Source organism: Methylomonas sp. HYX-M1 (assembly GCF_040741385.1).
Classification (GTDB): domain Bacteria; phylum Pseudomonadota; class Gammaproteobacteria; order Methylococcales; family Methylomonadaceae; genus Methylomonas; species Methylomonas rhizoryzae.
Genome location: NZ_CP160405.1, coordinates 1,094,386 through 1,117,377, shown reverse-complemented (window position 1 = coordinate 1,117,377; position 22,992 = coordinate 1,094,386). Strand labels below are relative to the sequence as shown.

Sequence of the window (22,992 nt, the reverse complement as noted above, 5' to 3'; positions counted from 1 at the left end):
CTCGGCACTAGCCGAAATAACGCTTGGAATTTTTGCTGTTGCGAAAAATCAGCGGCCGCTCCTGTTCCGCCAAAGCCGCTTGCCGGGCGTCGGCAATGATTCGATCCACTTTATTGCGGTTGGGCGACTTGCTGCATACCGGATCGGTACTGAAGATGTCTTGATTGAACAAATACGCTTGGCAGCGGCAACCGCCGAAGTCCTTGTGCTTTTCGTCGCAGCTGCGGCAAGGCTCCTGCATCCATTCGGTACCGCGGAAAAAATTGAAGGTTTTCGATTCGTTCCAGATCTGTTCTATGCTGAAGTCCTTGACGTTGGGACAGTCCAGTCCCGGCAACTCGCGGGCGGAATGGCAAGGCAGCGCGGTACCGTCCGGAGCGATAGTCAAAAAAGTCGTGCCCCAGCCGTTCATGCAGGCTTTGGGTCGGTCTTCGTAATAATCCGGCACCACGTAATAAATCTTCATTTTGCCGGCGACTTTTACCTTATACGCCTGGGCGATTTTCTCGGCTTCCTCGAATTGTTCCTTGGTTGGCAGCAAGGCGTCGCGGTTGATGTGCGCCCAGCCGTAATACTGGGTGTTGGCCAGTTCCAGGTAATCGGCACCGAGGTTTTCGGCCATTTCCAGAATTTGCGGCATCTGATGAATGTTCTGGCGGTGGATTACCACGCACAACACCATAGGATAACCGTGTTTCTTGATCAGGCGGGCGACTTCCTGTTTTTGTTGGTAGGTCGCGGTGCCTGCAATGTGGTCGTTCAGCTCCTGAGTGCTGGCCTGGATACTGACCTGAATGTGATCGAGACCGGCCTGTTTTAGCTCGACGATTTTGTCTTCGCTCAGCCCGTAACCGGAAGTAATCAGATTCGAGTAATAACCCAGCTCGCGGGCGTAGCGCACCAGTTCGGTCAAGTCTTGCCGGGTCAAAGGTTCGCCGCCGGAAAAGCCCAGTTGCACCGCACCCATTTTGCGCGCCTGACTGAGCACCCGTTTCCAGTCGTCGGTACTCAGCTCATCCGGGTATTTGGCGTAATCCAAGGGATTCGAGCAATACGGGCATTGCAGCGGGCATTTGTAACTCAGTTCCGCCAGCAGCCAGCGCGGCGGGGTGATGTTAGCCTTGTTTGATCCAGCCATGTTGCAGGGCGATGTTCAGGAAATTGTGGATGTCGTTGCTCAAGCCGCTGGTCTCGAATTTGGCTTCCAGTGCCTCGACGATTTGCGCCGGGTTATGAGCGCCATCGCACAGCTTGAGGATTTCGGCAGAGCTTTGGTTCAGCTCGACCATGCCTTCCGGATAGAGAATCACGTATTTTTGCTGGGCTTCTTCCCATTGCAGGCGGTGCAACGGCGAGAATTGCAGGATTTGGTCGGGGTTGATCGTCATTGGGCTTCGGATTTGAAAAAGGTGATTGCCGGTTTACACGGCTTCGATGTCTTCAAAAACATCCGCCATCGGTAAGCGGATATTCAAACTGCTCAAGTCGCAATCGGCTTCGCCGACGTAATCGTGCAGCAGCCAATCGTTGTCGGCAGTACGGCGGAAGCATTCCACCCGACGGGCTTCGATGTCGACGACCAGGTATTCTTTTAGTGAATCCAGCTTACGGTAAGCGACGAATTTGCCGCCGCGGTCGTAGTTTGCGGTCGAGTCGGACAATACTTCGACGATCAGCGTCGGATTCGAAATGAATTGCTCCGATTTACGGTCTTCCGGATGACAGGACACCATGACGTCGGGATAGAGAAACGCATCGGCGGCTTCGACTTTCAATTTCATATCGGCAACGTAAGCCCGGCAAGGTGTGCCGCGCAGGCGCTGTTTCAACGCCGCGAAAATATTGCCGGAGACGATAACGTGATCCTGCCGCGCGCCCAGCATGGCAAACACCTCGCCGGCGACAAACTCGTGCTTTTCAGCCTGGGTTGCTTCCCAAGCCAGATAATCTTCGGCACTGAAACGTAGCCGTGCGGCGGTTTGCATGTTATTGCTCGATATTGAAATACGGCGGCATGTCGGCGACGTAGGCCAGATACATCGCGTCGGCCATGGTCCACAGCACGTCGAGCTTGAATTTCAGGATCTCCAGCATGCGCTCTTGTTGTTCGCGGGTTTTGTACCAGTCCAGCGTCAGTTCCAGGCCGTGCTCAACATCGCGGCGGGCCTCGGTCAGGCGCTTTTTAAAATAGGCATAACCTTCTTGCTCAACCCAAGGATACACGTCCGGCCAATTGTCCAAGCGCTGTTGATGGATTTTCGGGGCGAATAGTTCCGTCAATGACGAGCTGGCAGCCTCGTGCCATTCGGCGCGACGGGCGAAATTGACGTAGGCGTCGACCGCGAAACGCACCCCCGGCAATACGTGTTTCAGCGAAGTGATTTCCTCGCGGCTCAAACCGACCGCGATACCCAGTTGGATCCAGGCCTCAATGCCACCGGTATCACCCGGGTGGCCGTCGTGATCCAAAATGCGCTGCACCCACTTGGCGCGGGTTTCCCGGTCCGGGCAATTGGCCATGATGTTGGCGTCCTTGATCGGAATCATCACCTGGTAATAAAAGCGGTTGGCGACCCAGCCTTGCAGCTGTTCTTTGGTCAGCTTACCTTCGTTCATCAGCACATGCATCGGGTGATGGATGTGATAGTACTTTTCCATACCGCGCAATTTGGCTTCGAATTCTTCGCGGCTCCAGGGTTGATTGTCAGCAGTCATTTAACACCTTTTGTTATAAGTCGATTTCCAAACCGTCGTAAGCCACTTCGATACCGTTGGCCTCCAGGATCTTACGCTCAGCCGAATCTTCGTCGAGAATCGGATTGGTGTTATTGATATGAATCAAAATCTTACGAGCGTTCGGCACGCCGTTCAACACTTCGATCATGCCGCCGGGACCGGATTGCGGTAAATGGCCGATTTCGCGGGCACGCTTTTGGCTGATGCCACGAGTGACCATTTCGTCGTCGGTCCAGAAGGTGCCGTCCACCAGCAAACAATCGACGTTTTGCATCGCAGCATACACTTGCCGTTCTATCTCGCCCAGCCCCGGCGCGTAATACAGTTTTTTTCCCGTGGAGATTTGCTCTATGATCACGCCGATATTGTCGCCGTCGTGCGGATCGTGACGGTGCGGCGAGTACGGCGGCGCCTTGCTTTTCAACGCATGGGCATAAAGCCGGATGTCGTCTATGCCGGGAATCTCGAACGGGGTTTCGTCGCAGGCAATGGCATGATGGTTGACCGTGCAGTAATCCTTCAGCATGATGAACAACGGAAAACCGCTGGTCAAATCCTGCTTGACCATTTCAGTGCAATACACGTCCAGCGGTTTGCCTTCGCGCAGCATCAACATGCCGGTGGTATGGTCGATCTGGCTGTCGATCAGCAACACGGCCTTGATGCCGGTGTCGCGTATGCCTTGCTTGGGCTGTATGGCGGGGAAGGCTTCCAGTTGGGCGCGAATGTCCGGCGAGGTATTGAACAGCAGCCAGTTGCGGTCGTCGGTACTAATCGCGATGGACGATTGGGTGCGAGCTTTGCCGTTGAATTCGCCTCTGCGGTAACGGCCGCAATTGTCGCAATTGCAGTTCCATTGCGGGAAACCGCCGCCGGCGCCGGCGCCGAGAACTCTTATTTTCATGATGAGCTTGGTTGTAAGTCGGGTTTAAATGATAAGGGATAAGAAAACGGCAGGCAAAAAAAAAGGGGCAGCTACTGCCCCTTTTTCGTACACAACTGTTAATGCTTAACGGTTGTAAATGTACATGGTCACTTCGAAACCGAAACGCATGTCGTTGTAAGCTGGTGTTTCCCATTTCATTTGCATACCCTCCAGAGGTGTTTTAGTTGTGTGCTAGCTTGATCAAGCTATCCGAAGTATACGATGAAGCGTTTCTCCGTGCAATAGCGTTGACGGCCCGTAAAATACCGACTTCAATTCAAAAAACCATTACTCTCCGCTTCGCGTAAACCGAGCAAACAGGCTTTAGCTTGGAAGAACATTAGCGGCAGGCTCGAGGTCTTTACGTTCGGCACCCTGCTCAGGTTTTCGGCACGAGAAAAAGTTCAAAAAATGCCCGCCCCAGCCTGAAAACCCTAACGCGCTTATTCTAGGCTGTCGGACAATCTAACGCCTATTTGTCTCTGTCCACGATTCAAGCAGGCGCAACGGCAGCAGCTCGCCCGACCGTCGACTCATAGCTCTGCCCACCGTTCAGTTGCGCCCGTATCGCGCCTTGCTTTGCTCTTCCCCGGCCAGGGCTACAGGCTTTTGGTTAGCCGCCTGCACCGAAGCCGTTTCAATCAGTAACAGCATAGAGACGATAATCAGCATCCTATTCAAAAACCGGTGAAACCGCGCTTCCGCCGTCATCGCCTCTCGCAAGCCGCGACCTGAACAAACATTCCTATTCATTGATTGATCTTACCTATGGTTATCGCTCACAAATTTTTAGCGTGCGGCCAATTCGAATAACTAGGGAACTGCTCAGAACAAAAACCTAGTCATTCGAATGGGCGAAACGAATAAAAGAAAGGGACGAAAATTCGTCCCTTTCCCTGACTATAGCGAGTTAACGCCTGTTAATGGCCGCCGCCGCCACCTCCGTTAGAACCGGAAGGGCTGATCGCATCCGGCATCGGCGGCGCATGCAATGCCGCCGCCGGCCAGCCGCCGTCCTTAGCCTTGGGATTGGGCGCGCGTTTGAAGCTGACCTTCATCGCATGGCACAAATCGCAACCGATCACTTGTCCGGCTTCCACCTTGATTTTCTTGCCTTTGTCGCTGACAAATTCGCGAGCCACCAAGGTTTTGGACAAGCGCGTACCTTTGTGATCCTTGCCGTGGCAAGCCGCGCACTGGTCTTCGCCGTCCGGGCCTGGCTTATAAGCCATCTCGCTGTGCCAGCCGCCGTTGCCGACCTTGCTCTTGAAGTCGTCGACATGAATGCCGTCGGCGTTTTTCCACCAGGCTTCGTTGACCGTATCGCCGACCGGATGCAAACCGTGCGGGCCGGCCAGGAACGCGTTTTGCGCGGTATCGTTGACGTTCGGCACTACCGTCGCGGAACCTCGGTACCCTTGCGCTACGCCGAGCTGCTTGCCGTGCACCAACTTCCCGTTGTCGGCCACCAAACCGCTGTCGAAATCGTCCTTGACGTGGCAGACCGAACATTCGGCGATATTACCGTCGTAGCCTTGCAATTGCTTGGCGGTGACGTTGTCGTTGGCGTCCGGATTCGGGTTAGGCCAAATCGCGTGCGAACCGCCGTGACAGGTCGAACAAGTCAGGTTGCCGTTAGCCCCGGAACCGTGCACGTCCCCGCTTTTGCGATACAAGGCTTGCGATAACGGTTGCTCGGCATAACTGGTGGTGGTTTTTTCCAAGCGCTGTTCGGTCAACGGCATCACTGCAAAGCGCGCGTTGATCGGCGTCATCGACCACCCCGATTTGTCGCCATCCATCCAGGCCTGCTTGAGCGAGCCGGCACTGAACACGTTGGCCAAGGTGTGATTGACGTGGCCGCTGTCGCTATGCGAGCTGGACAAGGTATCGCCTTCTTTCAGATTGGCATCGCCGATATGGCAGGAACCGCAATCCGGCTCGTCCAACCACGGACGGCGAAAGTCGACCGGTTGACTTTTCAACAGATTGGCTTCCGCTGTCGCCAAACTGCTGTAGTCGTAACCATTGTCGACGTCTACCCCCATCGCGCCGGCCCACATCAGGTTTTGATCGTAGCTGTCGTTGGGAAACACGTTACCCACCGCCAGCATGTCGCCGTGACAGGCATCGCATTTCAAGCCGGCGGCGTGATGGATGTCGCGGTAGCTTTTCTCGGTTTTACCGGTATGACAGGTGACGCAGTTGTCTTCCATCGCCACGTTTTCCCCGAACGGCAACATCAACTCGGCATCGCTACGCATCGGAAACAAATCCGGACGCCAGTTGTTTTTATCAGGCTCATAGTATTCGTTGGTACGCACGCCATTACCGTCAAAACTTGCGTTAACCTTAAATTTGGTTGAATCCCAAGTCGAAGGATCAGTGCCTTTCAAGCCGGAGTTATCGGGAAACGATCCATCCTCTTGCAATACCAGTGGAATGCCATTGTCGTCGTCCATTTGCGAATCCCAACCGCGCCCGCCGTACATCAAAGGATGACCGCGGCTGTCGCGGACCAATTCGCCCTTGAGGTGCGCTTTACCGTCGGCACCGCTAGTGACATCCGCCTTATACACCTGAAACTTGCCATGGAACGCGTGGAAAGCCCTGGAGTAATCGGAACGATTGGTCGCCGGCGATTTGGCGCCTATACCGACATCGAACTTCATCTGACTTTGATGGTGGCCGGAGCAAAAGTACATCGGCTGCGATGCAGAGGTACCAAGATCGTCCTCAGAATAAGCATCCGCCAATTGCGACGAGTAGCTTTTCGGCCAAACTTTATTCAAATCAGGGTTCGGCCCCCATTTGACCATGTAATCATGCATCACCAGCGTGTTAAACAAAGCGGCCTTCTCTTGTGCGACAGGGTCTTCCGCATTGCCATAATCGGCGCCGGATCTGAATTTAAGCCGGACTTGCTCGGTCCAGCCTTGCGTATCGGCCGGCTTAGTCGTGCTAATCTCGTTCGTCGCATTACCGTTGTCGTCCAATTTAACCCACCGTACTTCTTTCACCCTATCGGTACGAATATCGGTATCGGTGTGACGTGGAATATCCGCGCCGGAATTAATCAGATTATTAAAGCTGGAATTTTCCGGGTGTTTGTTGGTAAAACGGTTATGGATAGCCGGCGGGTGAGCTTTCGCAGCCACTCGCACATCGGAGTCATTTTTGAAAAAGCTGCCTTTACCGGTAGCCGGCCCGGGAGAGCCGTCAGTCAACGTCAGTTCTGCCTCGGTAACCGGCGTGCGCCAAACTTGATCGTCGGCAGCGATACCGCCCGGCAAATGGCACTCGCGGCAACGGGTTTCCGATGCGGTGGTATAAACGGTATCGGCTTTTGCCACGGTAGCACCGTCGACTTTTGCTTCCACTCGCATCACGGGGTAAGGATTCACCCGGCCTTTGTCGTCCACGTTAGACGCCGGAATGAACTGTGCCACGAAGGCATTTTGAGCGGAATTGTAAGGGATCGCCTGCGGATCGTTGGCGTTATACGGGTCGGCTATGCCCGGCATGGCCCTGACGCCTTCGCCCATATCGACAAAACCGCGTATGCCTTCGTCCGGTTGCGCCAGCGGCTTGGCCGGGCTAAAGCGGTTTTGCTGCCAAGCCATGTCGAAACCGGTTTGCGTGGTTCGATTTTTTTGATACATCCTGTCCCACTGCTCGGTTTTACGAACGGTTGCATCGACGAAGTCCTGGCCGGCAATGAACTCGTTTTGGGTGGGATATTGATAAGTTTTACTGCTGGGATCGGTATCATGCTTCGAAGCTGCATAATCGACGTTAGACCCCACTTTGCCCTCGCCGAACCAGTTCTGGCTGGTGGAGTTGATGGAATCCGAACCCACGGGATCAGTCGGGTTGATGCCGGCCGAATAATACGCGGACGCCGTGCCGTCGCCGACGATAACCGGCTTATGCTCTATCTTCTGAATGACTTGGGCGTTCAGAGAGTTATAGGGAATTAACGGGTTGTAAGGAAGGTTGACCTGGCTGCCGCCCTGCATGCCGGTTTCTTCGAACGGCAACACCACGTAGCCGCCGTCCGCCGTGTTCAAAGCGGACGCAGCCGCCGGAGCCGAGCTCTTCGCCGACGCCGCCAAAGCCTCGCTGCTAGGCGAACTGGTTGGCGCCACGGAGACCGTCACCGAATCGCTACAGGTGCCGGCAGAGTTACTACCCTTCAAATCGACCCGGTACAAACCCGTGTAATCAAAGGTGTGACTCAGACTGTTGCCGGTCGCGGTTGGGGTCTGCGTAGCGCTGGCGGTGACGGTAGGCCCGGTGTTGCTGACCATCCAGCTAAAGCTCAGCGGATCTTTTTTCGAGGTTTTGCTAGCGTCCACGCTCAAACTGACGCCGGCGCCGGCTTGAATCTGTTTATCGCCCTCGGCAATCCGGCAGGTTGGCGCTTTTTTACAGGTTTTGTCGGCCCCACCGATGGAAAACGCTTGTTGCGCGTCGCCGGCCACCACGTTGACTTTACACAAGGAATCGCTGTTCGCCGGCACCGTCCATTGGAATTTACCCTTGCTGTCTATGGTTTTGGAATACAACACTTGGTTGGTGGCCGCATCGTATACCGTGACCGGCGAACCGGCCGCCAGGCCTTTCACCCTACCCGACACCACCAGATTTCCGGTTTTTTTGTCGAATTTACTTTTCGCGGCAATCTTGGTGGCGGCGTCGGCAGGCGGGACCAGCATCGCCGCCATCAAAGGCGTTAGCAGCAACAGGCCCAGCCGCTTAGCCCCAGGCGGCCCTGAGCGATTGTTATTTTTAGCCATTATTATTCTCTCTCGTGAAGATAGTAAGCGCTGACGGCCGCATGACGTAGGTGAAAAACGGCCGGCAATTCATGCGATTTCGGTTAAAAGAATGAAATCACGAGAGTGGCGTCAGCAAAAACCGTTCCACTGACGATGAACTAAAAAAATACCTTTTTATTTCAATATGCTACAACACTCATCCCTTTTGAGCCGTTCTGAAAAAAATCAGGTCGAAGCCTCTCTCTCAAAAGCCGGACCCATAGTCCCGACAGCTTATGCTGCCGCAGCCGATGTAAGCTCAAAACTACGGAAGCCCGCTATTACCCGGCCTTATCGACTTTCTAAGCACTGGCTCCCTTGAGTCCGCCGGGTTAGCGCCTGCCCATGGCTTAACCGATTCGGCAAAGCCCCGCCGTACCAGCGAGTTCCGGCGCTATCGCCCACCGGAAAACACCCGACCTCAAACAATACAGTCCGAGTTTTTTGCGCCAAGCGCCGGACAGGCTGAATGCAGAACCGGCCCCGCCGGCGCAAATGCGGCATATCCCGCATTCCCATACTTTATAATCGCTAAATAACATAGTTCAATTATTAAGCGCCATTAGCCTCACTTTCCTTACCACAGCCAGGGTTTTAGCTCATGCAAAGGCATTAACCATGCCAAGCCTGCCGGTAAGTTAAAATTTTTCTGTAATCGATTGAGCAATTACCGAAAATCAATCAACTACAGCGACAACAGTCTCACGCTTGCATCGGTACAGGCGAGACCGCAACCGGCACAAACTTAGAATTGACAAGCCCTAAAGCAACACAGGACATGGCTTGCATTTTGCTAACTGTTATCACCAATTGTCTTTATTCGGCTGCCCCCACATCATGCGCTTATCGAAAATCCTAGTACAACGGAGTTTGTTATTCGGGTTATTACTCTTGTCGGTCGCGGGCGCAGTTGCCGCCGTCAACAACTTCGACAAACCGGTCCTGCACCCGGCCATACCGCTATTGGACGAAGACGGTAAACACGTCAAAGACAGCAACAAGCCCTATAGCACCCGCATGAGCTGCGGCAACGGCGAAGGCGGCGGCTGTCACGACATCGATAAAATCGCCCATTCCTACCATTTCGAAATGGGCCGCGACGAAGCTAACGATACCTTCGGCAGCCAACGCGGCGTGGTTCCGGTGGTATCGCCCGGTTATTTCGGCGGCTATAACTGCATGCTAGACAACAACCCCTTGTGGCTATCGAAAAAATCCAATGCCTTCGCCGGCGAGTTTCTGGATTACGGCGCACCCGGCTTGGTCAAAACCTGCGGCGGCTGCCACAACGGCGGCGGCTACGCGGAAAAAGACCGCACCGGCAAGCGCTACGATCAAACCGCGGACAGCGCGATAGCCGAATGGGACGGCGACTATTTCGAGTGGCAAGGCGGCGACACCCCAAGCCGCTGGGACTGGCAACAAAGCGGCGTCATGGAGCCGGATTGCCTGTTGTGCCACGCCGATTTGTCCCAATTGAAAAACAACAGCGCCGCCTCGGCCGACCGCATCGTCGAATGCAACGGTAACGATTGCGGCTTGACCGGCACCGATACCTGGAGCGAACTCCGCGCCAACCAACTCTTGAAAAACGGTCATTTCCGCGAGGCGAATTCGGCGATTTTCCAATTCCTCAACATCGCGCCGGATTCGGAAAACGGCAGCTTTCTGCTCAGATCCGTCAGCGGTACCGCCAGCGGCGCCACACCCCAATTGACCTGGGACTCCGGCGCCTTCGACGCCAACGGCAAAATGCAGATGCCGATGCTGCGCTTTCCGGACAACGACAACTGCATGCTATGCCATTCCACCAGCCATTGGCGGCGCGGCTTTTACGGCTACGGCGCGGTCTCCGCAGTCGAATACGCCGCAGACGGCACCCTCATCGACGACTACCGGGACGACATCCACAAAAGCAAAACCTGGACCGAAGGCACGGAGTCGCGCGACATCGAAAATTGCAACGCCTGCCACAGCAAGCAGTATTACAAGGCCGGCTATTTGAACGTGGACTTGGACGCCGACCACAACTTCCGGGTCGGCAATTCCGACCAGGACGTGCGCCGCGACTTGAACTACCAACCCGGCCCTTACAGCTGCGAATACTGCCACGGCGGCGAACGTTTCGGCGGGGCCGAAAACGCTGCGCTACCGTCCGGCCAACCCACCATTTTGGACGCACACCGGGAATTATGGCGCGCCAACGGCGACATGGTCGGCTATCCGGCCAATAGTCTGGATAGAACTACGCTGGTGCATCTGGAGGAAATCGCTTGCCAGACTTGCCATATCCCCGAGGTCAAGCACGACGGCGCGGCCTTGAACATTCGCTTCCGCTACCGGGAAGCGGAAGACGGCAGCTTGCGCATGACGCCCTATCAAGCCACCCCGCGCTATTACTGGTGGGATAAAGCCAATCAACGCATGGTCAGCCGCCGCGAACGCCTGCAAGTCGACGGCAGCGACGCAGCCCCAGCCAGTTACGACGAGGTTAAACAGCTAAAAGCAGGCCTGGACGCCTTGTTGAGCCAAAAAGGTTACAAAAACCCCGACACCCAGTTGGTCTGGACCGAATCCAACGACTATTTGCTGTCGCACAACACCAAGCCGTCGGTGGCCACCATGCCTTGCGACGATTGCCATACCCGCGACAGCCGGGGCAAGGTCAGTTCCGCAGTCAAGCCGGACGGCGTATTGGGCAGTAAAAACGTGCGGGTGGTCGCCGGCATGAGCGATAAAACCGCCTACCCGCGCCTGGTGGAAGAAGGCGTGGTGAAATTGGACATGCCTTATTACTCGCTCAGCGACGGCAACATCGTCGAAAACGTGGACGGCATTCTGGACGCCACCAACGTCGAGCCGTTTATGTCCGCCTTGCGCGCCACCTCGCACAGCATCGTCGAAGGCGAATTCAAACCGCTGGCCGCCAGCACCGTGAAAACCACGCTGGAACTGGACGGCGACACCGCGGCCGTTTCCGCGCTGCAAGCCATGTCCGAAACCGAGGTGTTTTTCTTCAACAACCGTATCGTGGACCGGGAGATGCGCAATTTGGGGATTGTGGTGACTTATAACGAAGCCAGCCGCAACATAGTCCCCAATTACAAACTGGAAGTCGGCAGCGACAACTTGCTGGATTTTTCCCGCCGCATAAACCGCAAAAAAACCAAAACGCTGAAAAACTACTTGCTCAAACAAGGCAAGCTGAAAGGTACGGTCACCAGCTCGGTGTTCGAGTTCGCGATACGCGATCAAAACCAGCAACGCGTGCAATCGTTGGGCGGCTACAAAATGCTGATCAAACTGCCTTACGCCGGCCGCGCCACCGACCCCGGCGAAGTCGGCTTTCTGGCCATAGACGCCGACGACGCCAAGGTGTTGGCCAAGAAAAAACCGTTTGCCGCAGTCGACGCGCAAATCGTCTCGGTCACTCCCGGCACCACGTCCGATTACGGCTACGTAACCGCGCTGGTCGGCGAATTGCCGGCCCGCGGCGTGTTGTACGACATCAAGTCGAAAAAGAAACGCTGAGGTAAATAGCATGAACACGATCAACGCCGACTCCGCACTCGATCTCAACAACCCCGCGCCGGATGCCGCCGAGCCCGATAACGGCCGGCTTGCCAAAGCTCGGCGGCAATTTTTGCCTTGGTTGGCCGGCTCCGGCATCGCCCTGGGACAAGCCGCGCTTGCGACCGCCTGTACCTTGCCGACCGCCGGTAAATGCGCCGGCTGCGGCAGTTGCGTGGTCGGGGTCGCCAGCTTGTACACATGGGCGTTGAAACGCCGCAAGGCCGATAGCAACCGGCAAGCGACCAGCGGCCTGGAACCCTTCGAGGTCATAACCCGAGCGACGGATTGAAGCGCATTTTCAAAGATGGAACTTTCGGACCAAAGATGACGGGGGATAATCACTGCGTGCGCACCTTAACTGCCGCGCCGGCTTTTTGTCTGGCCGGCTTGGCTTGGTGTTGGCTGACGGCGCTGCCGGCTATTGCGGATAATTGGAGCGGCTCGATACGCAGCAAGCTGCAAACCGACAACCGCTACAACCGCGACGGCGACTACACCGGCGAAGTCTGGGGCCAGTTCGCCTATACCAATCCGGAGCGGCAACTCAACGCCCGGATCAGCACGCTAGGCCGCGCCAGTACCGACATTTACCGGGAAGACCTGAAGGTTTACCAAGCCTTCTTGGAAAAAGCCCTGCCGGACTGGTCGCTGACGCTTAAAGGCGGCCGCTTCGAGCGTAGCGACAGCTTAGGGTTATACCTGCTGGACGGCGCCTCGGCCGGTTACAGTTTCAACGGCCGGCCCTTCACGCTGGAAGTCTACGCCGGCCGGCCCTTGCGAGTGGACCACGTCCGCTCGCTGGACGCCGCCTGGATCGCCGGTGCGGAGGGCTTGCTGAAGCTGGCGCCGCACTGGTCGTTCGCTGCGGGCGGCGCGCAAATCAACGTCTTCGACCTGCGTTTAGGCCTGCAAAGCCTGGAACGCAACCAACTTAGCGTATTGAACGATAGCTTGGGCGAACAACTGATTAGCGACGACCAGTTCGACGCCGACGAAAGCGGCAGCGGCGGCATCGTGCAACAGCACGGCAAAACCACCTACCGCATCAACGGTACCGCTCATTTCGCCGGACATTTGCTGGCTCAGGACAAGCCGTTGGAACTGTTTCTCCAAGCATCTTATGCGGCCGACAAAAGCCGGCTGGAAAACGTGATGCTGGACAGTTGGTGGGATCCGCTCAAAGGTCTGCGAATCCGCAACTATCTGGAAGCTTACCGGCCGCGCCAACCCTACGTCAGCTTCCGCGACCGCTTTTACAGCGCCTATGCCTTGGGCGAGCAACGGGTGTGGCGGGGTTCCGCCGAATACGCCTACAACGAGCGGCTGAAATATTCCGTGGGCCTGCAAGCGGCCGGCCGCGACCAAGGCTACAGCGGTACCGGCCTGAACGCCGGCGTCAGCTATCAATGGCGTCCCGGTTTCAATCTGCGCGGCGAATACGACTATCTGGAACTGAATAGCGGCGAAAGCGCCAACAGCGTGTATCTGTCGGCCAGCCACGCGATGAACGCCAAGACCCGCTACTTATTCAATCTGGCCTGGCGGGTGGAAGACAAACTGCTGTACGGTCACAACCAAGCCCGCGGCATCGAGAACGAAGTCCATTACATGCTGGACTCCAGCATTATTTTGGCCTTCAAGGGCAGTTACATCGACAACACCGCCCTGAGTAACGAATATTTGGCCGCACTGCAATTGACCTATTATTTCGACCGTTTTCAAGCCAGAACCCCATGACCCGCTTTCTGCTGTTTCTATTCCTGCTGCAACTGAGCTTGCCCAGTCCGGCACAAACCATCGCCCCGGCCGGCGTTGCCATGCCGGCGGACGACGACGACGAAAAAAAATGGTGGAAACAACGGGAAAAGCGTAGCGACGTGTATTACCCGCACAACGCACACATGGAAGTGATGAAAGCAGAAGGCGACAGCTGCCTGTTGTGCCATACCTTTAACAAAACCGACATGTCCGATAGCGACAAGCTCAAGCAAATCACGGTCATCGCCAACGAAGCCCTGAAGCCGATCTGCCACAGCTGCCACGTGGACGAAATGCGCGGCCCGTGGCGCTGCGATCTGTGCCACGACGATAAAACCAAAATCTGGCCGGCCGACCACCGCCTGGACTATGCCAATCACCATAACGAAATCGCCCGCCAGGACGACAAGTGGTGTCAAACCTGCCATCTGGACCGCAACTTCTGTACCGATTGCCATTTGCGCCGCGACACCGCCGGCGCGGGTTACCACCCCCTGGGCTACCGCACCCTGCACGGCCTGGAGTCGCGGTTGGACAGCGGCCGATGCGGCCGCTGCCATAACGAAATTTACTGCAGCGATTGCCATACCGCGAGGGATCGTTGAGATGCTAGCTGTACCTTCTCTCGCCAACCACTCACGGCCCGGCCCGTTAGCAACGCTCGGCCTGCTGCTGATCTTGTGCTGCTCACTAGCGGCCAACCCCGCCTGTGCCCGCAACGTCTCGCAAGCCACCGGCAATCTGTTGTTGGACGCCAGCCACGGCAACGGTGAGGCCTGGGGCAAACCCAATTGCAGCAGTTGCCACGCTCTGCAACGTTTGCATAACTCGGTGCCGGACATCAAAACCATCGTCAACCGCAAAAAATTCCGCACCTGCACCGGTTGTCACGGCAGCAACGGCAGCAACGCCGGCCGGCAATGCATCGTGTGTCACAACAGCAAAGACCTGCCCCTGTCGCCGGTCCGCGGCGGACGCCACCGCCACGATTTCAACACCCCGAAAGATCTTCGCACCACCAGCAAGCAATGCGTGGTCTGCCACCAAAGCTCGGACATGGACGGCCAATTCGAATTGAACCGGGACTTGACCGTGTTCAACGACGCCGACGTCGGTAAAAAACCGTACAACAATAAAAGCGAGTTCTGCCTGCGTTGCCACAACGTCGACCACCAACAGAAAAAATGGCGCATCAAGCATGCCGGCAACCGCGACCAGTCGCTCAGAGCCGAAGACTATTACACGCTGATCGATGCGCACGGCGTACGCGACGGCGACGGTATCGGCCTGTACAACGGTTTGCGTAGCGGCGCTTACGCTTACCAAACCATCGTCGATTGCTCGGATTGCCATAGCCTGCACGGCACCCGCAACCCCAACCTGATCATCGAAAACTCCCGGCAAGGCGTGCCGCTGTTGGAACAAGACATTCGCAATCACCCCTATCCGGTCGACATCGTCGGCGACGACTACAGCGACCTGTGCGTGCTGTGCCACAACATGAGCCAAACCTTGGATGGCGGCGATACGGTCACTCGCAACGGCTTGACCGGCGTGCATTTCAACAGCGGCAGCGACTGCGCCGTGTGCCACAACCACGGCGAAAGTGTGCAAAGAGGCTTATGAAGACTATAGCCGCCTTGTTAATGGCACTGTGGACGCCGGCTCTGCTGGCCGATACCGCCGACGATTGGCAGCGCCAGTCCTACCGGCAATCCAAACGCTTGCCGGATTTACACCACGCGGTGGACGTCGAACTGGCCGACGGCATGCAACCGCCGGCGGCATTCGAACTGAAAGACGGCAAACTGAGTTGCCAAACCTGCCACGGCCTGGAAAAAATGGACGAAACGCCGTACGACAAGATAGACAAAAAGGCCGCCAACTTTCTGCGCGGCGGCCCGTATCGACCGCTGGAAAAGTTTTGCTACAACTGCCACGACAAAGAGTCGCACCAGCGCCCCAACGTACATCTGATGCTGGACGAAAGCGGCGACATCAAAAAAGAACATTGTTTGTACTGCCACGAAAAAGTCCACGAGCAACGCGACGAACCGCTGGCCCGGGAACAATTGAAGCTGCGTCTGCCGGCAGAAAAGCTGTGTTTCGGCTGCCATTTGAAGACTCCGCATCTGAACGCGCTGGAGCATCAAGGCGCCAAGCCCAAGGACAACATGAAAAAACACATGGATCAGGCCGCCCGCGAACACGGCATCATCCTGCCCTTGGCGGCCGACGGCCGGGTGACCTGCGTCAGCTGCCATTCGCCGCATCCGGAAGGCGTCATGGATATCAACAACCCGGCCGGCGCCCAAGTGTCGGCCGACGTCAAAAAAGGCGTCAAGTACCAAGAGCATAGCTGGGACCAGGTGTTTCGCGCCGACAAAGACGAACGCCTACTGGCTTTGGCCATGCAACACGGTGAACGCCCTGACCTGGGCTACCGGCGCTTAAGCAACGAAGTGCTGCTGAGACTGCCGGCCCTGGACGGCAGCTTATGCCTGAGTTGCCATGAATTCGAACGCTAAACCGTCAGCCGCTGTCCGGAAAGTCGACCGGCTTGCGGCGGAATGTATGAATAAAGGAAATAAAGGGGGTGTCGGCGCAGCGAGACGCCACCGAAACAACAAGGACGCTGCACACAACCTTTTGGTTTTGAAACTACCCGATCTTTCAGGAGGCTAGCATGAAGCTATTGGAACAATGGCGCGAAGTGCCTAAACCGCAACGTTACCGCTATATCGCAATCGCCGTATCCTGCGCCCTTTTTTTAGGGCCTTTGGCCGTACTGCCGCAACTGGCCGGCAATAGCGATTTGTGCGGCCGGCTGTGCATGCGCCGGTTTTACTTGTACTTTCCCGGCATGACCCTGGACGATTTCATCGTGCACGCCTCGGCGGCCATGGTCGGGGTGATTGCTTTCGGCTTGATCCTGCTGACCACCTTTTTCTTCGGCCGCATCTGGTGCGGCTGGATTTGCCCGGTCGGCGGCTTCAGCGAACTGGTCAGCCGCATGCTGAACGAACGCTGGAAAATCGAATACCGCTGGCTGCCGCAAATCCAGATCCGCTACGGCTATCTCGGCACTTACCTGGTGATCTTGCCGGCCCTGGGCATCAGCGCCTGTACCTTGTGTAATTTCATCACCGTGCCGCGCCTGGTGGAAGCCTTGTCCGGCGGTTTCGTCGGCCTGGCCTTCATCTTCTCGGCGGTCGGCTTGGCGAACCTGTCGCTGTTGCTGCTGCTCGGCTTTTTCGCCAACAAAGGCCGCACCTATTGCCAATTCATGTGCCCTATCGGCGCGTTCGACGCCCTGGTCAACCGGCTGGGCGCCCGCTTCGGCTCTATGCACCGAATCCGGGTCGACAAACAGCGCTGCACCGGCTGCAACGTTTGCGCCAGAAACTGCATGTGCGGCGCGATCAAAATGGTGGATAAAGTGGCCATCGTCGATCAAACCTCGTGTATGTCCTGTCACGAATGCGTGGACGTGTGCGACTGGAATGCGATCGAATGGACCACTGCGTCACGCAACAAAACCCCGAAACGGATCAAAAAAGGCGTGGAAATCTTTCCGGAACCGGATTGGCAAATCGACCTGCTTTCAAGTCGCAAACCGGCGTTTACCGCCCAGGAAATCAACTGGGGCCGGGTAGTCAACGGTTTGATCGTCACCGGTTTCAGTTTGGCGGTGGCGGTGGCGGTGTTACTGACTTAATTTTCATTCGATCATCCAAACAACGCGAAAATGACGGACTTTAAGGGACGCGCCCGCGGAATCGGGCCAGGGCTTGCCGGACTCTGCTTACTGTGGGCACTGCTGGTATTTTGCCTGCCGGCCTTAGCGGAAAAGCGCCATCCGGACCCGGACGGCTGCTTTTCCTGCCACGGCCTGCCGGATTTGAAATATATCGATAAACACGGCCAATTACGTTCCGCCAGCATTTTGAAAGCCGACTATTACGGCTCGCTGCACGGCTCCGTCCCTTGCAAGGATTGCCACCGCAAAATCACCGACTATCCGCACGAGGAAAAAGACGGTCTGGTCGATTGCAGCGAGAGCTGCCACGTCAAGGAACCGTCCGAAGGCAAGGCATTCACCCACAAGAAAATCGTCGACGAGTACGAAAAATCGGCGCACGGCAAGGGCTGGAGCAAAAAATTCGCGGCCGGCAACCGCATCGAGGAGGACGAAGAGTCCAGTTTGCCGTCCTGCCGTCGCTGCCACGCCAACGTGCCTTATATCGCCGACAACCAATGGGAGGCGTTCAAGGAAGCCTTCGCCCACAACGACGCCGAATGCGGTACCTGCCACGAAGGCGATGTCTGGCGCGACCAGTTCAGCGGCCATATTTTGCGCCGCTACATCGGCAACCGCTTGAACAAAAACGAATCCAACAAAATTTGCACCGACTGTCACGGCGACGTCGCCAAAATGGCCAAGGTCGAGCAAGAGGATCCTAAAACCAAGCAAAAAGTACCGGTCAGCCTGGCCTTCATTCATTCGGTGGAAACCTACGACAAAATGCTGCACGGCCGCCTGCTGGCCGACGGCAGTTTGCACGGTGCGTCCTGTCTGGAATGCCACGCGCCGGACGGTTTGCATCACGCCGTGTACAACGACAACAACCCACTGTCCAGCGTACATAAAGACAATCTGGAAAAAACCTGCGGCCAAGCCGGCTGCCACCAGGGTTATGCAAAAAATCCCCTGAACCGCGGTTTCTTCACCGTGCCGCAACACGACGTGGCAATGATCAATGTCGGTCTGCGCGACAGTTTGGAGCAATTGTTGGGCAAACACAGCGGCCATTCGGGCTGGTTCGTCGCTGCGGCAATTTTGGGATTACTGTCGCTGATTTTCGGCTTGGGTAGCGTGTATTGGCAATGGCGCGGCGACCGCAGCAAGCTGAGCAAAAACACCAATAATTCGATTTTCGGCGCGGACAAATTCCAGACCATCATCATCGGCAGCAAACCCAAGAAAAAACAGTCCAAGCTGCTGTCCTTAAAACAGCACGTCAACCTGTTGCTGGCTAAAAGTTACCGAAAATACATTCGTCTGAACATCAAACGCTTGATTCGGCTGCTGCGCCGCCAGCAACGCCGCTATCGACGTCCGGGGAAATAAGCCATGAAATTGGAAATACAAAGCCTTGCGTTGCTGCTGATGGCTTGCGCGGCCTTACCCGCTCAGGCGGTGCCGCTTTATCAACAACGCATGGAACAAGCCGTGCCGGACCGGGAAGCTTTGGAGCATGCCGCCGACTTGCTGCAAAAACATAAGGACGTGGAAATCCGCAAAAAGCCGGTGATCCAGCCTTTTCACAAACAAGCGGGCGAACTGGAAACTGCGCCCGCCACCTTCTGCCGCGATTGCCACGGCCCGCTGCCGCACAGCAAACAGCTGCGCAGCCGCGCTTTCATGAACATGCACGTGCGCTTCATCGCCTGCGAGACCTGTCATTTCCGTCCACAAGACGCCAAACTGGATTACTACTGGTTCGACTATCAAACCGGCAGCACAGTCGACGGTGCCGGTTTGTTCCGCCTGGGCAAAGACCTCGACAACGAAAAACAGCGACCGGACAATCCGAAAATCGCGCCGTTTTACCAAGGTCAACTTGCCATTGCCCTGAAAGACGGCGATTTCAGCCGCGGCATTGCCAAACAATGGGAAAACGCCACGCCGGAACAAAAAATTCCGTTACGCGCCAAAATCCACTGGCCGCTGGAAAAGAAAGGCCCGGAATGCCAAGCCTGCCATAGCAGCGAAAAGCCGTTGCTGGATTTGCCGGCCTTAGGCGCCAATCCCGAGCAAACCCGAGCCATGCAAAAACACGTGATTGCGCAGTTCTTCGGCCGTTACCAGAAGGACGACCAGCGCATCACCATCCGCGACATGCTGCGCTAAGCCGATGCGGAGCTTATTGCTTGGCCTATTGTGGCTATGGAGCGGCTTGACTGCGGCGCTGCCGGCCACCGAAATACGCACCTTCGCTCAACATCTGGCCCAACCGGCCGCCCTGGCCTGGAACGACGCCGGCCAACTGGCCGTGCTGGATTTAAACGGCCTGACCGTATTTGCCGGCGGCACGCCAAGCCAAGCCGGCGGCGTCCCCGGTTCGGCGCTGGACGCATTCGGCTACCGAAACCATTGGTGGCTGGCCGACCCGGACGGCGGCCGCCTGTTGCAAATCGACGCCGGCGGCCAAATCCGCCAAACTCTGCCGGCCAAAAATTTGCTGCCTCCCCCGCCGGCAATTAGCGCCGATGCGGAACAACCCCAGCCTTTAGCCGCGCCGGAACCGGTGGCAGTGGCGGTTTACCAGGACGTGTTATTCTGGGCCGACCGCGCCAACCACAGGATTTGCCGCTACGATGTGCAAGTGTCTAAAGTGCTGGACTGCTTCGGCCGGCGCGGCGAAATGGACGGCGAGTTTCAATACCCCTATCAAATGCTGTTCGATAGCGACGGTTACTTATACGTGACCGACATTCTGAACGCCAGGGTACAGATGTTCGATCAAAACGGCCGTTTCTTCAGCCGGATCGGCAGCTTCGGCAGCGACGCTCATCACCTGTTCCGCCCCAACGGCATCGCCATGGACCGGGAGAATAAACTGCTGTTCGTCAGCGACAGTTATTTCGGCACCGTCAAAGTCTTCAAGGCCGGCGCGGCGGCCGGCGAACTGAGCGACGCCGCCGGCAAACCGGTGAAACTGCAATCGCCGACCGGTCTGGCTTACCGCGACGGCGTGCTGTATGCAGCGGAAACCCTGGCCGGCAAGGTGGTCGCCCTGCCGATCAAAGTCGGCGAGCAAACCATAACCACCGTCGATAACGACACCAGCCCCGACGCCTCGCAAAAAAACTGCCTGATCTGCCATTTATCCTGGGCCAAGCAAGGTAACGAAACGGACAAACAAGGCATGCTGCCGGAAGCGGCGCTGGCCATGTGCTACAGCTGCCACAACGGTGCGGTGTTGGATTCGCGCCTGCGCATCGGCCAAGGCGAGCAACACGCCACGATTTACGACGAGCAGACTCGCAAGGACAAGCGCCACGAAAAGGAACGCAAGGACAAACTGCCGGACGAATTTCCGCATACCAAGGACAAAGAGCTACCCTGCACCAGCTGCCACACCCCGCATACCAAAGGCGAAGGCAACGACACCTTGTACCAAGGCCACCAAAACGCCTGGCTACGAATCCCCAGCAAAGGCGGCGACATGTGCGAGCGCTGCCACGAATCCAAAATCAAGCACGCCCGGGAAACCGACGTCAAAAAGCGCGGCATCAATCATCCCCTGGCCCTGAAACTGGCAGAGCCTCCGACTAAAGACGCCCCGGGTTACCCCAGCGACAAGAATTTGCAGGAAGGTTTGGCCGATCCGTTAAAACAAGCCGGCAGCGCCTTGGGCCACGACAACGGCCTGATTTGCCAAAGCTGCCATCAAATCCACGGCGGCCACGGCAAAGACGCCCTGACCTCGCTGGCGGAAGACAAAGGCCGGTTGTGCGGCGCCTGCCACGAACGGCAATTTTCCAAAAACAAACAGGACGCCCGCCGCAAAGGCATTCATCCGGTCAACGTCAAACCCGACAAACCGATGAAACGCCACGACAAAAAAGTGGAGTTCGTCACGTGCGAGACCTGTCACAAGGTGCACGACGGCAAGCTGGGGACACCGCTGCTGGAAGACGAGTTGGACGACCTCAACGACTTTTGCGAAACCTGCCACGAGCGCCAGCACGCCAAAGACAAGGACGACGCCAAGCATAAAGGCGTGCATCCCGTGAACCTGAAAATGGACGACGAAGTGGAGATTGCCGGCAACAAGACCAAGGAAGTCAAATGTCTGACCTGCCATTCGGTGCACCGCGGCGAGCTTAACACACCGGCATTGGTGGAGGATCACCGCGACGGCCAGCTATGTTCGCACTGCCACGCCGGCAAACAAGCCGTGGTAGGCAGCGACCACGATTTGCGCATCACCGCCGAGAAAAAAGACAACCGCTTGGAAGAACTGCCGGACAAAGGCGTGTGCGGCGCCTGCCACACCCTGCACCGCGGCAAAAACGAAGCCCCGCATCTGGACGCCACCCGGCGGGTGACGGAAGGCGCGCCGGATCCGGACGCCGACCGAGTCGAACTGAAGGAAGACAAGTTATGCGTCAATTGCCATCAAAAGGACGGCATAGCCGAGAAAAAAGTGGTGAAACATTTCAGCCACCCGCACCAGGACTTGGTACTGCGCTCGGATAAACAACGTATGCCGCTGCTGGACAAGCAGGAAAAAATCGAGGAGTTCGGGGAAATCGCCTGCATCACCTGCCACGAGCCGCATTTCTGGGACGCCGAACAACTGGCACAATCGCGCAAGCAACCGGCGGCGGTCAAGCCTACCGGGTTTAAAGACAACGTGGAAGGCTCGCCGATCAACAGTTTTTTACGCAGCAAAGGCGTCAAAGACACCTTTTGCGTGGATTGCCACGGCCTGGAGGCCATCACCAAATTCAAGTATTACCACGACAAGGAGCTGTCCAGAACCCGCGAATTGGATTATTTAAAATGAATCCATCCAAGCCGGTTCCGACATTATTATTGTGGCTACCGGTTCTGCTCGGATTAGCTTTGGCTTTATTGTTTTGGCGCGGTCTGACCTTCGACCCCAACCGCACCGCGTCCCGCCTGATCGGCAAGCCGGTGCCTGCCTTCAGCCTGCCGGCCTTGCAAGACGGCGGCCGCCTGCTGGACAGCGCCGACATCAAAGGTCCCGCCCTGATCAACGTTTGGGCCACTTGGTGCACCGCTTGCCGCAACGAACACCCGTTGTTGTTGGAAATCACCCGCCAATACGGCATCAATATATACGGAGTGGATTACCAGGACGAAGCCGAGTCGGCCAAAGCCTGGCTGCAACAACAAGGCGATCCGTTCGTTTGGGTCATGTTCGACGGTGCCGCCTCCGCCGGCCTGGCCCTGGACGTGTTCAGCCTGCCGCAAACCTATGCGATCGACGCCGAAGGCATCATCCGCTACCGGCATATCGGCGAACTGAACGAACCGGTCTGGCGGGCGATGTGGGCGCTTATTTCCGCCCATCAACCTGTTACCGGCTCTTAAACACCCCGGACTGGCTTATAATCTGCGGTTTTTGCCGTTTAAGCGTTCCC

Annotated in this window: 19 protein-coding genes; 11 read left to right on the top strand and 8 right to left on the bottom strand. The window is 56.7% G+C overall.

Annotation, left to right across the window (positions count from 1 at the left end):
* Nucleotides 1-7 precede the first annotated feature (7 nt).
* The 8 genes from pqqE to AB0A83_RS05185 all read right to left on the bottom strand — a co-directional run bounded on the left by pqqE (nt 8) and on the right by AB0A83_RS05185 (nt 8,460).
* On the bottom strand, nt 8-1,138 hold the full coding sequence (gene pqqE, locus AB0A83_RS05220; RefSeq protein WP_367155586.1) for a pyrroloquinoline quinone biosynthesis protein PqqE: 1,131 nt from the start codon (nt 1,136-1,138) through the stop codon (nt 8-10).
* Nucleotides 1,116-1,388 (bottom strand): pyrroloquinoline quinone biosynthesis peptide chaperone PqqD, encoded by a 273-nt coding sequence (pqqD, locus tag AB0A83_RS05215; protein ID WP_150047266.1) that lies wholly within the window; start codon nt 1,386-1,388, stop codon nt 1,116-1,118. Before pqqD ends, pqqE begins: the two co-directional genes overlap by 23 nt.
* 33 nt (nt 1,389-1,421) lie before the next feature.
* Complete coding sequence (locus AB0A83_RS05210; protein ID WP_367155585.1) at nt 1,422-1,985, bottom strand: Uma2 family endonuclease; 564 nt, start codon at nt 1,983-1,985, stop codon at nt 1,422-1,424.
* A gap of 1 nt (nt 1,986) precedes the next feature.
* A complete protein-coding gene (gene pqqC, locus AB0A83_RS05205) occupies nt 1,987-2,715 on the bottom strand; it encodes a pyrroloquinoline-quinone synthase PqqC (RefSeq protein ID WP_367155584.1) in 729 nt (242 codons plus the stop codon).
* A 13-nt stretch (nt 2,716-2,728) separates the two neighbouring features.
* Complete coding sequence (pqqB, locus tag AB0A83_RS05200) at nt 2,729-3,640, bottom strand: pyrroloquinoline quinone biosynthesis protein PqqB (RefSeq protein WP_150047263.1); 912 nt, start codon at nt 3,638-3,640, stop codon at nt 2,729-2,731.
* Nucleotides 3,641-3,745: 105 nt separating this feature from the next.
* Entirely contained in the window at nt 3,746-3,820 is a 75-nt protein-coding gene (gene pqqA / locus AB0A83_RS05195; protein ID WP_054760176.1) for a pyrroloquinoline quinone precursor peptide PqqA, read from the bottom strand.
* A 393-nt stretch (nt 3,821-4,213) separates the two neighbouring features.
* Nucleotides 4,214-4,414, bottom strand: a complete 201-nt coding sequence (locus AB0A83_RS05190; protein WP_367155583.1) for a hypothetical protein — start codon at nt 4,412-4,414, stop codon at nt 4,214-4,216.
* Between the two features lie 167 nt (nt 4,415-4,581).
* Entirely contained in the window at nt 4,582-8,460 is a 3,879-nt protein-coding gene (locus AB0A83_RS05185) for a PKD domain-containing protein (RefSeq protein WP_367155582.1), read from the bottom strand.
* 858 nt (nt 8,461-9,318) lie between these two features.
* On the opposite strand from AB0A83_RS05185, the gene AB0A83_RS05180 reads away from it, so the two are divergent.
* The 11 genes from AB0A83_RS05180 (at nt 9,319) to AB0A83_RS05130 (ending at nt 22,942) form a co-directional block, all read left to right on the top strand.
* On the top strand, nt 9,319-12,012 hold the full coding sequence (locus AB0A83_RS05180) for a cytochrome C (RefSeq protein ID WP_367155581.1): 2,694 nt from the start codon (nt 9,319-9,321) through the stop codon (nt 12,010-12,012).
* Nucleotides 12,013-12,022: 10 nt separating this feature from the next.
* Nucleotides 12,023-12,343, top strand: a complete 321-nt coding sequence (locus AB0A83_RS05175; protein WP_150047259.1) for a hypothetical protein — start codon at nt 12,023-12,025, stop codon at nt 12,341-12,343.
* 56 nt (nt 12,344-12,399) lie between these two features.
* Entirely contained in the window at nt 12,400-13,791 is a 1,392-nt protein-coding gene (locus tag AB0A83_RS05170; RefSeq protein WP_367155580.1) for a hypothetical protein, read from the top strand.
* The gene (locus tag AB0A83_RS05165; RefSeq protein WP_367155579.1) at nt 13,788-14,417 is read left to right on the top strand and encodes a hypothetical protein; all 630 of its coding nucleotides are present in this window, start codon (nt 13,788-13,790) and stop codon (nt 14,415-14,417) included. Before AB0A83_RS05170 ends, AB0A83_RS05165 begins: the two co-directional genes overlap by 4 nt.
* A gap of 1 nt (nt 14,418) precedes the next feature.
* Nucleotides 14,419-15,438, top strand: a complete 1,020-nt coding sequence (locus tag AB0A83_RS05160) for a cytochrome c3 family protein (protein ID WP_150047257.1) — start codon at nt 14,419-14,421, stop codon at nt 15,436-15,438.
* Nucleotides 15,435-16,340 (top strand): hypothetical protein, encoded by a 906-nt coding sequence (locus AB0A83_RS05155; protein WP_367155578.1) that lies wholly within the window; start codon nt 15,435-15,437, stop codon nt 16,338-16,340. The genes AB0A83_RS05160 and AB0A83_RS05155 overlap by 4 nt, the downstream gene beginning before the upstream one ends.
* 158 nt (nt 16,341-16,498) lie before the next feature.
* On the top strand, nt 16,499-17,530 hold the full coding sequence (locus tag AB0A83_RS05150) for a 4Fe-4S binding protein (protein ID WP_150047255.1): 1,032 nt from the start codon (nt 16,499-16,501) through the stop codon (nt 17,528-17,530).
* 30 nt (nt 17,531-17,560) lie between these two features.
* A complete protein-coding gene (locus AB0A83_RS05145) occupies nt 17,561-18,943 on the top strand; it encodes a hypothetical protein (RefSeq protein ID WP_367155577.1) in 1,383 nt (460 codons plus the stop codon).
* A 3-nt stretch (nt 18,944-18,946) separates the two neighbouring features.
* Entirely contained in the window at nt 18,947-19,726 is a 780-nt protein-coding gene (locus AB0A83_RS05140) for a hypothetical protein (RefSeq protein WP_150047253.1), read from the top strand.
* A gap of 4 nt (nt 19,727-19,730) precedes the next feature.
* Nucleotides 19,731-22,391 carry a 6-bladed beta-propeller gene (locus tag AB0A83_RS05135; RefSeq protein WP_150047252.1) on the top strand — a complete coding sequence of 887 codons (2,661 nt, stop codon included), beginning with the start codon at nt 19,731-19,733 and terminating at the stop codon, nt 22,389-22,391.
* Nucleotides 22,388-22,942, top strand: a complete 555-nt coding sequence (locus AB0A83_RS05130; protein WP_367155576.1) for a DsbE family thiol:disulfide interchange protein — start codon at nt 22,388-22,390, stop codon at nt 22,940-22,942. The genes AB0A83_RS05135 and AB0A83_RS05130 overlap by 4 nt, the downstream gene beginning before the upstream one ends.
* Nucleotides 22,943-22,992 lie beyond the last annotated feature (50 nt).

Excerpts from the sequence above, each read along its gene's own strand:
- pqqE (WP_367155586.1), bottom strand. The coding sequence starts at position 1,138 with ATGGCTGGATCAAACAAGGCTAACATCACCCCGCCGCGCTGGCTGCTG.
- pqqD (WP_150047266.1), bottom strand. The coding sequence starts at position 1,388 with ATGACGATCAACCCCGACCAAATCCTGCAATTCTCGCCGTTGCACCGC.
- AB0A83_RS05210 (WP_367155585.1), bottom strand. The coding sequence starts at position 1,985 with ATGCAAACCGCCGCACGGCTACGTTTCAGTGCCGAAGATTATCTGGCT.
- pqqC (WP_367155584.1), bottom strand. The coding sequence starts at position 2,715 with ATGACTGCTGACAATCAACCCTGGAGCCGCGAAGAATTCGAAGCCAAA.
- pqqB (WP_150047263.1), bottom strand. The coding sequence starts at position 3,640 with ATGAAAATAAGAGTTCTCGGCGCCGGCGCCGGCGGCGGTTTCCCGCAA.
- AB0A83_RS05190 (WP_367155583.1), bottom strand. The coding sequence starts at position 4,414 with ATGAATAGGAATGTTTGTTCAGGTCGCGGCTTGCGAGAGGCGATGACG.
- AB0A83_RS05185 (WP_367155582.1), bottom strand. The coding sequence starts at position 8,460 with ATGGCTAAAAATAACAATCGCTCAGGGCCGCCTGGGGCTAAGCGGCTG.
- AB0A83_RS05180 (WP_367155581.1), top strand. The coding sequence starts at position 9,319 with ATGCGCTTATCGAAAATCCTAGTACAACGGAGTTTGTTATTCGGGTTA.
- AB0A83_RS05175 (WP_150047259.1), top strand. The coding sequence starts at position 12,023 with ATGAACACGATCAACGCCGACTCCGCACTCGATCTCAACAACCCCGCG.
- AB0A83_RS05165 (WP_367155579.1), top strand. The coding sequence starts at position 13,788 with ATGACCCGCTTTCTGCTGTTTCTATTCCTGCTGCAACTGAGCTTGCCC.
- AB0A83_RS05160 (WP_150047257.1), top strand. The coding sequence starts at position 14,419 with ATGCTAGCTGTACCTTCTCTCGCCAACCACTCACGGCCCGGCCCGTTA.
- AB0A83_RS05155 (WP_367155578.1), top strand. The coding sequence starts at position 15,435 with ATGAAGACTATAGCCGCCTTGTTAATGGCACTGTGGACGCCGGCTCTG.
- AB0A83_RS05150 (WP_150047255.1), top strand. The coding sequence starts at position 16,499 with ATGAAGCTATTGGAACAATGGCGCGAAGTGCCTAAACCGCAACGTTAC.
- AB0A83_RS05145 (WP_367155577.1), top strand. The coding sequence starts at position 17,561 with ATGACGGACTTTAAGGGACGCGCCCGCGGAATCGGGCCAGGGCTTGCC.
- AB0A83_RS05140 (WP_150047253.1), top strand. The coding sequence starts at position 18,947 with ATGAAATTGGAAATACAAAGCCTTGCGTTGCTGCTGATGGCTTGCGCG.
- AB0A83_RS05135 (WP_150047252.1), top strand. The coding sequence starts at position 19,731 with ATGCGGAGCTTATTGCTTGGCCTATTGTGGCTATGGAGCGGCTTGACT.
- AB0A83_RS05130 (WP_367155576.1), top strand. The coding sequence starts at position 22,388 with ATGAATCCATCCAAGCCGGTTCCGACATTATTATTGTGGCTACCGGTT.